We start from the raw sequence: 14,311 nt of genomic DNA, 5'->3' as shown, positions 1-14,311 counted from the left end.
CTGCGGGTGTGTCGTGGTGACGGGTAGCGGGGTGCCGGCACGGCCCCTTCCGCCGGATCCCGGCCGCGGGTGCGTCGTGGTGGCGGGTAGCGGGGTGCCGGCACGGCCCCTTCCGCCGGATCCCGGCCGCGGGGGTGCGGTGGCTCGGGTGCGGTCCGGGCGCCGGGGTCACGCCTCCTTGGCCATCCGGGTCACCCCGGCGATCCGGTACGCCTCGGCCTCCTCCAGCGTCTCGTTCGCGAGGAGCGCCTCCGCGAGGGCGTCCAGTTGCCCTCTGTGGTCACGGAGCTTCTGGCATGCCTCCTCGTAGCACTCGTCGACGATGCGGCGCATCTCGTGGTCGATCGAGTCGAGGGTGCCCGGGGCGGCCGCGAGGCCGTAGGCCTGCTGGGCGTCGTTGGGCAGTGCGGACAGCCGGCCGACGCGTTCGCTCATGCCCCAGCGGGCCACCATGCCGCGGGCGAGGTTCGTGACCTGCTCCAGGTCGTTCTCCGAGCCCGTGGTGATGACGTCGTAGACGACGTGCTCGGCGGCCATGCCGCCGAGGGCGCCGATGATCCGGCCGCGCAGATACGCCTCGGTGTACGCGTACCGGTCCGCGTCCGGCGTCGAGAGGGTGACGCCGAGGGCACGGCCGCGCGGGACGATGGTGATCTTGCGGACCGGGTCGGCCCCGGGACGCAGCATGCCCAGGAGGGCGTGACCGCTCTCGTGGTACGCGGTGCGGCGGCGCTCCTCGTAGGGCATGACCAGGGAGCGTTCGGCGCCGAGCTGGACCTTTTCGAGCGCTTCGGAGAGGTCGCCCTGGGTCACCTCGGCCTGCTTGCGCTTGACGGCGAGGAGCGCCGCCTCGTTGGCGAGGTTGGCGAGGTCGGCGCCCGTCATGCCCGGGGTCGTCCGGGCCACCTGGGTCAGGTCCACGTCGGGGGCGAGCGGGATCTCGCGGGTGTGGATCTCCAGGATCGCCTTCCGGCCGCCGCGGTCGGGGGGCGAGACGTTGACGACGCGGTCGAAGCGGCCGGGGCGGGTGAGCGCCGGGTCCAGGATGTCCGCGCGGTTGGTGGCGGCGATGACGATGACGCCCTCCGAACCGGAGAAGCCGTCCATCTCGGTGAGGATCTGGTTGAGCGTCTGCTCCCTCTCGTCGTGGCCGCCCATCGCGGAGCCGCCCGAGCGTGACCGTCCGATGGTGTCGATCTCGTCGATGAAGATGATGGACGGGGCCACCTTGCGCGCCTCGGCGAACAGTTCGCGCACGCGCGAGGCGCCGACGCCCACGATCATCTCGATGAACTCGGAGGCGGAGGCCGAGAAGAACGGGACGCCCGCCTCGCCCGCGACCGCCCGGGCGAGCAGGGTCTTTCCGGTGCCGGGCGGGCCCGCGAGCAGCACGCCGCGCGGCATCTTCGCGCCCATCCTGCGGTAGGCGTCAGGGTTCTTGAGGAAGTCCACGACGTCGTCGACCTCGCCGGCCACCTCGTCGATGCCCGCCACGTCCGCGAACGTCGTGCGCTTGCCGCCGGGCACGAGTTCGACCGGCTTCGGCGGTGTCTTGCGGCCGAGCATGCCGCCCGCGCCGCCCATGCCGGAGCCCATTCGGCGGGCGATGAAGATCCACAGGACGACGAGCAGGATCATCGGGGCGAGCGAGATCAGCAGGTTGAACAGGAAGCTGCGCTCCTGGACCACCGGCGAGGCGGTCACCGTGACGTCGTGCTTCTGGAGGTTGTCCCAGAGCTTGTCGTCCGCGAAGACCGGGCGCTGGGTCTTGAACTTGGTGTACTTCCCGTCGCCGTCGGGCTTCTCCTGGGAGTTCTTGAGCTGCCCCTGGATCGCGTCGCCCTTGGCGTAGATCTTGGTGACGTTGCCGTCGTCGACCTGCCGGCTGAACTCCGTGTACGAGATCGTCGGCTCGTTGCCCTTGTTGTAGAAGGACAGCACCAGGTTGGCGATCAGGAACACGATGAGCGCGGCCAGCGCCAGGCTCCACCAGCCGCCGGGCAGCTTCCGCCGGCCGCCCGACGGCGGTGTCGGCTCGGGCGGGGTGCCCTCGGTGCGCCAAGGCTGGTCCGGTGCCTTGCGGGGCGGCACGGGATTGCTCATAAAGGGACGTTACGACAGATGGCGGACAGCGGCACCCGCGGTTCACGTCGCTGGGGGCGCCCCTCGCGGTGAGGAGCGCCCCCAGCGGGCGTCACGACGGCGCTCCCGTACGGGAGGGAGGCCGTTCCCGGGCGTCAGCCCATGAACTTCTTGAACTCGTCCGGCAGCTCGAAGTTGTCCTGGGCGTTCTGCTGCGGGAGGCCGAAGGCGTTGCCGCCCTGCGCGCCCGCCTCGCGGCGAGCGGCCTCCTCTTCCTCCTGCTGCCTGCGCTTCATCGGGTTGCCGGAGCGCTGCTTGCCCTTGGCCTGCTTCGGCTTCTTCTTGGTGCGGCCGGGGCCGCCACCCATGCCCGGCATCCCCGGCATGCCGGGCATCCCGCCGCCCTGGGCCATGCGGGACATCATCTTGCGGGCCTCGAAGAAGCGCTCGACCAGGCCCTTGACGGCGCTGACCTCGACGCCGGAGCCCTTGGCGATACGGGCGCGGCGCGAGCCGTTGATGATCGTCGGGTCCTGGCGCTCGCTCGGGGTCATCGACTTGATGATCGCGCCGACGCGGTCGACGTCCCGCTCGTCCAGGTTGTTGATCTGGTCCTTGATCTGGCCCATGCCCGGGAGCATGCCGAGCAGCTTGCTGATGCTGCCCATCTTCCGGACCTGCTCCATCTGGGCCAGGAAGTCGTCCAGGGTGAAGTCCTGGCCCTTCTTGGACGCCAGCTTGGAGGCCATCTTCTCGGCCTCTTCCTGGCTGAACGTCTTCTCCGCCTGCTCGATCAGGGTGAGGAGGTCACCCATGTCGAGGATGCGGGAGGCCATCCGGTCCGGGTGGAAGGCGTCGAAGTCGTCGAGCTTCTCGCCGTTCGAGGCGAACATGATCGGCTTGCCGGTGATCTGCCGGATCGACAGGGCGGCGCCACCGCGGGCGTCACCGTCGAGCTTGGAGAGCACCACGCCGTCGAAGCCGACGCCGTCGCGGAAGGCCTCGGCGGTGTTGACCGCGTCCTGGCCGATCATCGCGTCGACGACGAAGAGGATCTCGTCGGGGCTGACGGCGTCGCGGATGTCCGCGGCCTGCTGCATCAGCTCCTGGTCGATGCCGAGGCGGCCGGCGGTGTCCACGATCACGATGTCGTGGACCTTGGCCTTGGCGAACTCGATGGAGTCCTGGGCGACCTTGACCGGGTCGCCGACGCCGTTGCCCGGCTCGGGGGCGTAGACGGCGACGCCCGCGCGCTCGGCGACGACGCTGAGCTGGTTCACCGCGTTGGGGCGCTGGAGGTCGGCGGCGACCAGGATCGGGGAGTGGCCCTGGTCCTTGAGCCACTTGCCGAGCTTTCCGGCGAGCGTGGTCTTGCCCGCGCCCTGGAGGCCCGCGAGCATGATCACGGTGGGCGGGTTCTTGGCGAACCGCAGTCGGCGGGTCTCGCCGCCGAGGATCGTGACGAGTTCGTCGTTGACGATCTTCAGGACCTGCTGGGCGGGGTTGAGGGCCCGGGAGACCTCGCTCCCCATCGCCCGCTCCTTGACGTTCTTGATGAACGTGCGGACGACCGGCAGGGCGACGTCGGCTTCGAGGAGCGCGATGCGGATCTCGCGGGCCGTGGCGTCGATGTCCGCCTCACTGAGGCGCCCCTTGCCGCGGAGGTTTTTGAACGTCGCGCTGAGGCGGTCGGAGAGGGTATCGAACACGGTGGCTTCGGTCCTCGGAGTCGGGGTCGTTTCGGGCTGCCCTCCAGGGTATCCGCCCCCGCAAGCGATTCGTCCCCGCACACCGCATTCGGTGCCCGTGGACAGGCCCTCGACGACGGGGAACGGGGCCGCGGAGCCTCCCGGAGGACCCTCCGGTAACCCGGACGGCCCTCCGGGTTACCGAGATCACACCCGGCGCGCGCCGGCCGGGGAACGAAGGACACCGGGCCGCGGGACGGACCGAGGGCGGAGGACGGAACGCGGCGGGCAAAGGACGGCAGGCGGCAGGCGGCAGGCGGCAGGCGGCAGGCGGCAGGTGAAGGACGGCGGGCCGCGCTCAGGACCTGAGCGCCTCCTCCAGGGTCCGCGCCACCGAGGCCGCCTCCTCCCCCGGCAGGGGTTCGCCCTTCGGGCCCGTCACGTAGAAGGCGTCCACGGCGTTCGCGCCGAGCGTGGAGACGTGCATGCTCCGCACCCGCACCCGCGCCTCCTCCAGGGCCCGTCCGATGCGGTGCAGCAGGCCCGGGGCGTCGTGGGCGCGGACCTCGATGACCGTGGCCAGGCGGGAGGCCGCGGGCGCGACGGTCACCCGCGCCGGGGGCGCGACGACGCCCCGGCGGCGCGGGTAGGCGGCGTCGCGCTCGGCGAGGCGCGCGGCGATGTCGAGGGAGCCGTCGAGGGCGCGGACGAGGTCGGCGCGCAGCCGGGCGGCCTGCGGCAGCGATCCGTACTCGGCGGCGACGCGCCAGTTGAGGAGCAGGACGGAGCCCTCGACGCCGTCGGGCAGGTCCAGGGCGCGCAGTTCTGCGGTGCGGACGGTGAGCCGGTGCATGGCGAGGACGCCCGCCACGGAGGGGAGCACCCCGGGCTGGTCGGGGACGGCGATGAGGAGTTCCACGCCGAGCGGCTCCGGGTCCTCCGGGTCGGTGTCGGACGCGCTCTCGGTGTCGGAGTCGGTGGTGACGGGCTCCGTCTGCGCGCGCAGGGCGAGGACGGGCCCGCCGGTGCGGAACGCCTCGATCGCGAGGCGCTCCATCTCGGCGGTGGGCGCCGCGGGCTCGGGTTCCTCGGACGCGTCCCCGGAGAGGACGGCGGCGACGCGTTTGACCAGGTCGGCGACGAGGGAGCCGCGCCAGGAGGACCAGGCGGCGGGCCCGGTGGCGAGCGCGTCCGCCTCGGTGAGCGCGTGCAGCAGTTCCAGGGTGCCCTGGGAGCCGACGGCCTCGGCGACCGAGCGGACGGTGGCCGGGTCCTCCAGGTCGCGCCGGGTCGCGGTGTCGACGAGCAGCAGGTGGTGGCGCACGAGGGTGGCGAGCACCGCGACGTCCGCGCGGTCGAAGCCGATGCGGGTGGCCACGTCACGGGCGATGATCTCGCCCGCCACGGAGTGGTCGCCGGGCCAGCCCTTGCCGATGTCGTGCAGCAGGGCGGCGACGAGCAGGAGGTCGGGGCGGCCGACGCGGCGGGTCAGTTCGGAGGCGCGGACGGCCGTCTCGATGAGGTGCCGGTCGACGGTCCAGATGTGGACGGCGTTGCGCTGGGGTCGGCAGCGCACCCGCTCCCAGTCGGGCAGCAGCCGGGTGATCAGTCCCTCCGCCTCCAGTGCCTCCCAGACCTCGACGGTCGGGCGGCCGGAGCCGAGGAGCGTGACGAGCTGTTCGCGGGCCTCGGCCGGCCAGGGGGTCGGGAGGGGGCGCGCGGCGGCGGCCATGCGCCGTACGGCGTGCAGGGAGAGCGGGAGGTCCGCCTGCGCGGCGGCGGCAGCGGCGCGCAGCGGGAGCACGGGGTCGCGTTCGGGCCGGGCGGCGCGGGCGAGCACGACCTCGCCGTCCTGCTCGACCACGCCCTCGGCGAGCGGGGAGCGTTCGGCGACGGGTTTGCCGCCACCCAGCATGGCGCGCAGCCGCGGGCGGACCGCGCGTGAGCGCAGGACGCGTCCGACCTCGCGCCAGGTGACGTCGGAGGCGTACGAGACGACGCGCGCGGCCTCGTACACCTGGCGCAGCAGGGTGTCGGCGTCCAGCAGGCCGAGTCCGGCGGCGACCTGGTCCTGTTCCTGGAGGGCGAGGCGGTCGGTGGCGCGGCCGGTGGCGAGGTGCAGGGCGTCGCGGACGTCCAGGAGCCTGCGGCGGGCGTCGGCGAGGCCTTCGCGGGGCGCGTCGGCGAGCCAGGAGGCGGCCACGGCGCGCAGGGCGACGGCGTCACGCAGTCCGCCGCGCGCCTCCTTCAGGTCGGGTTCGAGGAGGTACTGGAGTTCGCCCTGGCGTTCGGCGCGCTCGGCGCACAGTTCCTGGAGTTCGGGCAGTCGCTTGGGCGCCTGGTTGCGCCAGTCGGCGAGGACGGCGGTGCGCAGTCCGGCGGTGAGGCCGAGGTCGCCGGCGATGTGCCGGGCGTCGAGGAGGCCGAGCTGGACCTTGAGGTCCTCGGCGGCGGTCCTGCGGGCCTCGGCCGGGGTGCGGACCGAGTGGTCGAGGTCGAGACCCAGGTCCCACACCGGGTACCAGAGGCGGTCGGCGAGGGCGGCGACGGCGCCGGAGTCGGAGCCGTCGTGCAGCAGGAGCAGGTCGAGATCGCTGCGGGGGGAGAGCTCGCCGCGGCCGTAGCCGCCGACGGCGACGAGGGACACCCCGCGCAGGCCCTGGGATCCGGCGGTGAACAGGCCGGTCAGCCAGTCGTCCGTCAGTTCCGCGAGGGCGGTACGGCGCGGCGGCCCGGACCGCGCCTCCTCCTGGAGGAGGCGCAGCCGGGCCGCCGCGTAGCCGCTGGGTCCCGAGTCCTCTGCTTCCACTCGCGTGTCCGTGCTCGTCACCCAGCGACTCCTGTCTTTCCTGTTCGTACGGGCCGGTCCCGTCAGAGAGCGTCGGGGCCGCGCTCGCCGGTACGGACCCGGACGGCCGTGTCGACCGGGACGGACCACACCTTGCCGTCACCGATCTTGCCGGTGCGGGCCGCCTTCACGACGACGTCGACGAGCTGTTCGGCGTCGTCGTCCTCGACCAGCACCTCGATGCGGATCTTGGGAACGAGGTCGACCGTGTACTCGGCGCCGCGGTACACCTCGGTGTGTCCCCGCTGCCGACCGTAGCCGCTCGCCTCGGTGACCGTCAGTCCGTGGACCCCGAAGGCCTGCAACGCCTCTTTGATCTCGTCGAGCCGGTGGGGCTTCACGACGGCGGTGATGAGCTTCATGCGTCCACCTTCTTGGCGTCCGTGTCGGCCGGGGCGGGCACGGCGGTCCGGGCGGCGCCGCCACCGGCGCCGCTGAAGTCGTATGCGGTCTCGGCGTGCTCGGCCTGGTCGATGCCGGTGATCTCCTCGTCCTCGGTGACCCGCATGCCGATGGTCCGGTCGATGAGGAAGGCGAGGACCGCGGAGACGACCAGGGAGTAGCCGAGGACGGCGAAGACGCCGGCGCACTGCTTCCAGAACTGGGTCAGGCCGCCGCCGTAGAAGAGGCCCTCGACCGTGGACTGGCCCTTGCCGCTGGCGAAGAGGCCGATCAGCAGGGAGCCGATGACACCGCCGACGAGGTGGACGCCGACGACGTCGAGGGAGTCGTCGTAGCCGAACTTGTACTTCAGGCCGACGGCCATGGCGCACAGGACACCGGCGATGGCGCCGACCGCGATGGCGCCGAGCGGGGAGACCGCGCCGCCGGACGGGGTGATGGCGACCAGACCGGCGACCGCGCCGGAGGCGGCGCCCAGCGTGGTGAACGCGCCGTGGCGGATCTTCTCGTAGAGGAGCCAGGCCAGCATGGCGGCGGCGGTGGCGATCTGGGTGTTGACGAACATCAGCGCGCCGACGCCGTCGTCGTTGCCCAGCCACGAGCCGGCGTTGAATCCGAACCAGCCGAACCACAGCAGACCGGAGCCGAGCATGACCAGCGGGAGGCTGTGCGGGCGCATCGGGTCCTTCTTGAAGCCGACGCGCTTGCCGATGACCAGGATCACGCCGAGCGCCGCGGCGCCCGCGTTGATGTGGACCGCCGTACCACCGGCGAAGTCGATCACACCGAGCTCGAAGGCCCAGCCGCCGGTGCCCCACACCCAGTGGGCGACCGGGAAGTAGACGACCGTGGCCCACAGCGTGATGAACAGCGACCACGCCGTGAACTTCACCCGGTCCGCGAGGGCGCCGCTTATCAGCGCGGGGGTGATGATCGCGAACATCAGCTGGAAGACCATGAAGACGAACACCGGGATGGTGTAGCCGTCCCAGAGCTCGGTCAGGCCGATGTCGCTGAGGCCGACCCAGCCGGAGGTCCAGCCGATGAACGATCCCTTGTCCGTGCCGAAGGCGAGGGAGAAGCCGTACAGCACCCACAGGATGGTGACGATCCCCATGCTGATGAAGCTCATCATCAGCATGTTCAGCGTGCTCTTGACCCGGACCATGCCTCCGTAGAAGAAGGCGAGGCCCGGCGTCATGATGAGGACCAGGGCGGAACAGATGAGCATGAACCCTGTGTTGGCGGCAGACAGCTTGGGTGCCTCTGCGGCAAGGGTGATGGCTGGTGCCATCGGCGTCTCCTCGTCGTTGGTACGGCCCCGTGCGGGCGAAGCCTGAATGGGTCGTGAGGGGTGGGCCGGTTATGCGCCATGAGATTGGCGCAGCGCCGTTTCCGTGGACGCCCCTCGATGTTTCGCACCAGTGACGAAGGCGCTCCGCGTGTTACGCGTTCATGAACTGCCTGATTGCGGTCGAAGCGATCGTTATCGTGACGCAATCTCCGGACGGGCGCTCACGGCGTCCGGAACGGGACCGACCCCGGCTCCTGCGGGGACGTCCCTGCGGTGGCCGGTCGCCTCCGCGGGAACGGCGCCGGCCGGGACCGCGCCCAGCGGAACCGGCCACGGCCGGCCGTCCGATGACCTGGCATGGGGGAGCCGAGTCGGGCAGTTCGGGACGGCCGGCCGCGGCCGGGGTACCGGGTGGGGCCGCTCACGCGGCCGGGTGTCAGACCGCCTCGGCGGTCTCGGGCAGGTCGACGGCCAGTTGGTCGGTGAGGTCGATGACCTCCGCGAGGTCCCCGAAGTCACGGACCGCGGTGTCGACCGTCTTTCGGATACGAGTGTTGACGCGCTCGGAGCGCACCTTCTTGCCGATCCTCAGGGCCTCCCTGGCCAGGACCGCACCCTGCTCGGGCTCGCGCTGCAGGAGGTGCACGGTGGCCATGCCGATGAGGTTGAGCGCGTACGAACGCTGGTGCTCGGGGTCCTTGCCGAAACGGTCGACCGCCTCCCGCATCAGGGGTTCGGCCATGGAGGCGTACGTGGGGCTGCGCCCGGCGACATAGGCGAGATCTCGGTAGGAGTGCGAGTTCTCGCCGTACAGCTCGGCCTGGGAGAAGAAGCGGATCCAGTCGGGGTCCGGGTCGTCCCACTCGTGCACGTCGGCGAAGGTGTCCTCGGCCATGCGGACGGCCCGCTTGCACTTTCCGGGCTGGCCCATGTTGGCGTAGGCGCGGGCCTCCATCGCATACAGCATCGACTGGGTGCGCGGGCTCGCGCAGTCGCGGCTGCCGTACTGGGCGAGGTGGATCAGCTCCAGCGCGTCCTCGGGCCGCCCGAGGTGGATCATCTGGCGGCTCATGCTGGAGAGGATGTACGAGCCGAGCGGTTTGTCGCCCGCCTCCTTCGAGGCGTGCAGGGCGAGCACGAAGTACTTCTGCGCGGTGGGCTGGAGGCCCACGTCGTAGCTCATCCAGCCTGCCAGCTCGGCCAGTTCGGCGGCGACCTTGAACAGGCGCTTGGCGGTGGCGGCGGGCTGCGGCTCCTGGAGGAGGTCCGTCACCTCGTGCAGCTGGCCGACGACGGCTTTGCGGCGCAGTCCGCCGCCGCACTGGGCGTCCCACTGACGGAACATCACCGTGGTGGATTCCAGGAGGTCCAGCTCCGGCTGGGAGAGCCGGCCGCCGCGGCGCGTCGAGGCCGGGGGTTCGGACGCCTCGTACGGTGCCGGGGGCGTGGGGACGAGCCAGCGCTGCATGGGTTCGATGAGGGCGGGGCCCGCGGCGAGCCCCAGCGAACTGCCGAGGAACCCGCGCCGCGCCAGCATCAGGTCGCTGCGCGAGTACTCGCTGATCAGCGCGACGGTCTGGGGGCCGGTCCACGGCAGGTCGACACCGGACACGGAGGGTGCCTGGTGGGCCGCGCGCAGACCGAGGTCCTCCACGGCGACGACACAGCCGAACCGCTCGGAGAACAGCTCGGACAGGATCCGCGGGATCGGCTCGCGCGGGTTCTCCCCGTCCAGCCAGCGGCGCACCCGCGAGGTGTCCGTCGAGATGTGGTTGGCCCCCAACTGGCGGGCCCTGCGGTTCACCTGGCGCGCCAGCTCGCCCTTCGACCAGCCACTGCGCACGAACCACGAGCCGAGAAGCTCGTTGGGGCGCTTGTCAGCGTTCGTCCCGCCTCCGCCGTTGCCGCCCACTGGAACGCCCCCACTCCCCGAGAACACTTGTCGCCGCTCTGCGCCAAGCCCTATCAGAATGCCGGTAAATGCGGCCGCGTGTCCGGTAGTTCTGACCCTTCGAACGGGAAACCGGCTTGCCCTTGGCATACTCACGAGTAAACAAAACCCCAGGACTCGTGCACACAAAGTAATCCGACGATCACGCGTCCAACCATGGCGATCCCTGAAACGCCACCATTCGCCACCCCTTCGAATGAACTCCGGTCGCCCCTCTCGCGATTCACTTGACACAGGACGACCACGGGTGGGCGAAGAAGCGCACTCCCGGGCGCACGAAGCCGGGTGCACCACCCCGCGCACCACAAGGCGCCGCCTGGATCGCGCGATACCGGGCAGCCAGGAACAGAGGGTGACAATCCGGTTCCGTCACGTAACCACGGGCGCATCGAACCCGTTGGAGGGGGCATGGGCTTCACGATCGGCAGTAGTCGGGCGATGCGCGAGATCCGGACCGGTGCTCGTCGCCGCGGCCGCTCGTCGGAGGGAACCGCCGTCGCCGCGTTCACCGGACTGTGGGGATGGGACGTCGTCCCGGGCGCCCGAGCCGCCGCGGGGGCGTGCTCGTGCGGACGGGCCGACTGTCCGGCGCCGGGCGCGCACCCCCTGGCCTTCGCCCCGACGATCCCGGCCGGCACCACACTGGACGAGGCGACCGGCGTCTGGGCCGGCTTCCCCGGTGCCGCGGTGATGCTGCCCGTCGGCCGGGCCTTCGACGTGATCGAGGTGGCCGAGGCGGCCGGGCGCCGCGCGCTCGTCCGCCTGGAGCGCATGGGTCTGCCGCTCGGTCCCGTCACGGCCACCGCGGACGGCCGCGCCCACTTCTTCGTCTCCCCCGGTTCCGCCGCCGAACTTCCCGAGCTGCTCTACCGCATGGGCTGGGACGACGCCTCCCTCGACCTGCACGGCCTGGGCCCGGGCACGTACATCACCGCCCCTCCCTCCGACCGCGCGGGCCTCGGCCCGGTCCGCTGGCTGCGCTCCCCCGTCCTCGACTCCGCCACGAAGCCGCCGCCGGCACGGCTGCTGCTGGGCACCCTCGCCTACGTGGCACACCGCTCACGGGCCTGAGCCGCCGGCACGGTCCGTGCATGAAGAAGCGCCCGCCCCGGCAGTGCTGCCGGGGCGGGCGCTTCTTCATGCACCTACACGTTCACAAAGGTGGTCAGTCACCGATGAGGGCGTCCACGAACGCCTCCGGCTCGAACGGCGCCAGGTCGTCCGCGCCCTCGCCGAGCCCGACCAGCTTGACCGGGACGCCCAGCTCGCGCTGCACCGCGACGACGATGCCGCCCTTCGCCGTGCCGTCGAGCTTGGTCAGCACGATGCCGGTGATCTCCACGACCTCGGCGAACACACGCGCCTGCACCAGACCGTTCTGGCCGGTGGTCGCGTCGAGGACGAGCAGCACCTCGTCGAGCGGAGCGTGCTTCTCCACGACGCGCTTGACCTTGCCGAGCTCGTCCATGAGACCGGTCTTGGTGTGGAGCCGGCCGGCGGTGTCGATGAGGACCACGTCGACCCCCATCTCCTTGCCCTCCTTCACCGCGTCGAAGGCGACGGAGGCGGGGTCGCCCGCCTCCGGCCCGCGCACGGTGTGGGCGCCGACCCGCTCGCCCCAGGTCTGGAGCTGGTCGGCGGCGGCGGCGCGGAAGGTGTCGGCGGCGCCGAGCACGACCGTGCGGCCGTCGGCCACGAGCACGCGGGCGAGCTTGCCGGTGGTGGTGGTCTTGCCGGTGCCGTTGACGCCGACGACCATCACGATGCCCGGCTTGCGGCCCTCGGGCTCGGTCCTCACCGTACGGTCGACGTCGGTGCCGACCAGCTTGAGCAGTTCCTCGCGGAGCAGGCCGCGCAGCTCCGCCGGGGTACGGGTGCCGAGCACCTTCACCCGTCCGCGCAGACTGTCGACCAGTTCCTGGGTGGGCTGCACACCGACGTCGGCGACGAGCAGCGTGTCCTCGATCTCCTCCCAGGTCTCGTCGTCGAGGTGCTCGCGCGAGAGCAGCGTGAGCAGTCCCTTGCCGAGCGCGTTCTGCGAGCGGGAGAGCCGGGTGCGCAGGCGCACCAGACGGCCGGCGGTCGGTTCCGGGATCTCGATCTGGGGAGCGGCCGGGGGTTCCTCGACGACGACCGACGGGCCGGCCGAGCCGTCGGGGAGGTCCACCTCCTCCAGAGTGCGGCGCGGTTCTTCGCGCGGCGTCTCGGCCTCGTCGCCGACGTGCGGTTCGGCCGGGGGGGCGGTGATGTCGGGGGCGGCGGGGGGCGGCGGGGGCAGCTGCTTCCGCTTGCGACTGCCGACGACGAGCCCACCGAGCGCGGCGATCACCACTACGGCGATGACTACAGCAAGGATGATGGTTTCCATAACGGGTCCAGTATGCGTGACCTCACGTCTGGCCAGCCGCTGTCCGCGCGAGGGCCGCGCGCCCCGTCGGCCGGGCCGGTCCGGCACTCGGCCGGCCGCCGGCAGGAAGCCTCGGGGCGGAGCCGCGGCACCTCTCAGGACCGCCCCCGCGGGCAGGACTGAGCGGGCGCGCGTGGTGTCATCCCGCACCCGTACGGCCGGGTGCCGCCGAGCGCGCGGCACCATCCGGCCGTACGGGTGCGGGGGGCCTCCGGGTGGGGCGCCACTCGGCCGTACGGGTGCGGAGGGACCTCCGGGGGCGGGCACCACCCGGCCGTACGGGAAGCAGGGCACCTCCGAGGGCGGGCGCCGCCCGGCGCGGGTCACGGTCCGCGCGGCGGACCGGGGCACGGTTGCCGTCACCGTCGTCCCCGCGCCGCTCCGGCCCTGCGCCGCCCCTGTCGCGCGTGTGCGGTGCGGATGCCGCACGCACGTGGTGTCCGGGCCCGTCGTGGCGCGGCCGGCGCGCCCCCGCGAAGGGCCCGCGCCCCTGACCCGGCCCCGCGGAAGGGGACCGTCCCGTGCCGCGGCTTCGCGGTGGTCCCGCACCTATGGCCGTCTGACGCTCCGTCAGCTACCGTCCTCCTCCACACACGAAGGGGGGCTCCCCATGCCCGTGACGGTCGTGCGCTTCAACCTCGTCGAACCCGACGCCACCCCCGCCTCGCTCGGCGCCCGCTACCGAGCCGCCGTCGAGATGGCCGCGTACGCCGACGACCGCGGAATCACCACGGTGCAGACCGAGGAACACCACGGGGTGGCGAACAACTGGCTGCCCTCGCCCTTCGCCTTCGCGGCCGCCGTCTTCGGGGCGACCCGGCGCATCGCGGTCACCGTCTCCGCGGTCATCGGCCCGCTGCACGACCCGCTGCGTCTCGCCGAGGACATCGCCGTGCTCGACCTGCTCAGCGGCGGCCGGCTGGTGACCGTGGCCGGCATCGGCTACCGGCCCGAGGAGTACGCGCAGTTCGACGTCGACTGGAAACGGCGCGGCAAGCTCCAGGACGAGCTCCTGGAGACGGTGCTGAAGGCGTGGACCGGCGAGGAGTTCACCTACCGGGGCCGCACGGTACGGGTCACCCCTCGTCCGTTCTCGGACCCGCACCCCCTGCTGCTGGTGGGCGGCTCCTCCAGGGCCGCGGCCCGGCGCGCCGCCCGGCTCGGGCTGCCGTTCTTCCCGAGCGCGCACCTGCCGGAGCTGGAGGCCTATTACAAGGAGCGGCTCATCGAGTACGGCACCGAGGGCTGGACCATGATGCCCGGCGCCGAGACGCCGCTGCTGCACATCGCCGAGGACCCGGACCGGGCGTGGGCCGAGTACGGCCGCCACTTCCTGCACGAGGCGCGGACGTACGCCTCCTGGCAGTCCGGCGAGATCCGCTCGGCGGTGCGGTCGGCGGCCACGACGGTCGAGGAGCTGCGCGCCGAGGGCGTCTACCGCGTCCTCACGCCCGACCAGTGCGTGGAGCAGGGCCTGGACAACCTCGTCCTGCATCCGCTGGCCGGCGGGATGCCCGTGGACGAGGGCCGGCGGAGCCTACAGCTGTTCTGCGAGAGCGTGCTGCCCCGGCTCGCGTGACCTGACGGCCCGGGCCGGGGCGGCACACCCTCTTCACCAGTACGGGGAGAAGGGCAGCGG

9 protein-coding genes are annotated in these 14,311 nt (G+C 72.1%); 2 read left to right on the top strand and 7 right to left on the bottom strand.

The window, feature by feature from the left end; translation table 11 throughout:
* Positions 1-168: 168 nt before the first annotated feature.
* From ftsH to nsdA, 6 genes are all read right to left on the bottom strand, one after another.
* Entirely contained in the window at positions 169-2,103 is a 1,935-nt protein-coding gene (gene ftsH / locus CW362_RS07470; protein WP_103548575.1) for an ATP-dependent zinc metalloprotease FtsH, read from the bottom strand.
* A 134-nt stretch (positions 2,104-2,237) separates the two neighbouring features.
* Positions 2,238-3,791, bottom strand: a complete 1,554-nt coding sequence (gene ffh, locus CW362_RS07465) for a signal recognition particle protein (RefSeq protein WP_103548574.1) — start codon at positions 3,789-3,791, stop codon at positions 2,238-2,240.
* A 337-nt stretch (positions 3,792-4,128) separates the two neighbouring features.
* Positions 4,129-6,600, bottom strand: a complete 2,472-nt coding sequence (locus CW362_RS07455) for a [protein-PII] uridylyltransferase (RefSeq protein WP_103548573.1) — start codon at positions 6,598-6,600, stop codon at positions 4,129-4,131.
* 41 nt (positions 6,601-6,641) lie between these two features.
* Entirely contained in the window at positions 6,642-6,980 is a 339-nt protein-coding gene (locus CW362_RS07450; protein ID WP_037625082.1) for a P-II family nitrogen regulator, read from the bottom strand.
* The gene (locus tag CW362_RS07445; protein WP_103548572.1) at positions 6,977-8,314 is read right to left on the bottom strand and encodes an ammonium transporter; all 1,338 of its coding nucleotides are present in this window, start codon (positions 8,312-8,314) and stop codon (positions 6,977-6,979) included. The genes CW362_RS07450 and CW362_RS07445 overlap by 4 nt, the downstream gene beginning before the upstream one ends.
* Before the next feature lie 436 nt (positions 8,315-8,750).
* On the bottom strand, positions 8,751-10,226 hold the full coding sequence (gene nsdA, locus CW362_RS07440; protein WP_103548571.1) for a transcriptional repressor NsdA: 1,476 nt from the start codon (positions 10,224-10,226) through the stop codon (positions 8,751-8,753).
* A 447-nt stretch (positions 10,227-10,673) separates the two neighbouring features.
* On the opposite strand from nsdA, the gene CW362_RS07435 reads away from it, so the two are divergent.
* The gene (locus tag CW362_RS07435; RefSeq protein ID WP_103548570.1) at positions 10,674-11,336 is read left to right on the top strand and encodes a bifunctional DNA primase/polymerase; all 663 of its coding nucleotides are present in this window, start codon (positions 10,674-10,676) and stop codon (positions 11,334-11,336) included.
* Positions 11,337-11,430: 94 nt separating this feature from the next.
* Here CW362_RS07435 and ftsY read toward each other — a convergent pair whose 3' ends face one another.
* Positions 11,431-12,633, bottom strand: a complete 1,203-nt coding sequence (gene ftsY, locus CW362_RS07430) for a signal recognition particle-docking protein FtsY (RefSeq protein WP_103548569.1) — start codon at positions 12,631-12,633, stop codon at positions 11,431-11,433.
* Between the two features lie 649 nt (positions 12,634-13,282).
* Here ftsY and CW362_RS07425 point away from each other — a divergent pair.
* Entirely contained in the window at positions 13,283-14,251 is a 969-nt protein-coding gene (locus CW362_RS07425; RefSeq protein ID WP_103548568.1) for an LLM class flavin-dependent oxidoreductase, read from the top strand.
* Positions 14,252-14,311 lie beyond the last annotated feature (60 nt).

It is taken from the genome of Streptomyces populi (assembly GCF_002911015.1).
GTDB classification, from domain to species: domain Bacteria; phylum Actinomycetota; class Actinomycetes; order Streptomycetales; family Streptomycetaceae; genus Streptomyces; species Streptomyces populi.
The sequence above is the reverse complement of the archived record's forward strand: the minus strand, read 5'-3'. Positions and strand labels throughout refer to the sequence as shown.

What these genes read in the sequence shown, in the direction of transcription:
- ftsH (WP_103548575.1), bottom strand. Translation starts at nt 2,103, where the DNA reads ATGAGCAATCCCGTGCCGCCCCGCAAGGCACCGGACCAGCCTTGGCGC.
- ftsY (WP_103548569.1), bottom strand. Translation starts at nt 12,633, where the DNA reads ATGGAAACCATCATCCTTGCTGTAGTCATCGCCGTAGTGGTGATCGCC.
- CW362_RS07435 (WP_103548570.1), top strand. Translation starts at nt 10,674, where the DNA reads ATGGGCTTCACGATCGGCAGTAGTCGGGCGATGCGCGAGATCCGGACC.
- CW362_RS07425 (WP_103548568.1), top strand. Translation starts at nt 13,283, where the DNA reads ATGCCCGTGACGGTCGTGCGCTTCAACCTCGTCGAACCCGACGCCACC.
- CW362_RS07450 (WP_037625082.1), bottom strand. Translation starts at nt 6,980, where the DNA reads ATGAAGCTCATCACCGCCGTCGTGAAGCCCCACCGGCTCGACGAGATC.
- CW362_RS07445 (WP_103548572.1), bottom strand. Translation starts at nt 8,314, where the DNA reads ATGGCACCAGCCATCACCCTTGCCGCAGAGGCACCCAAGCTGTCTGCC.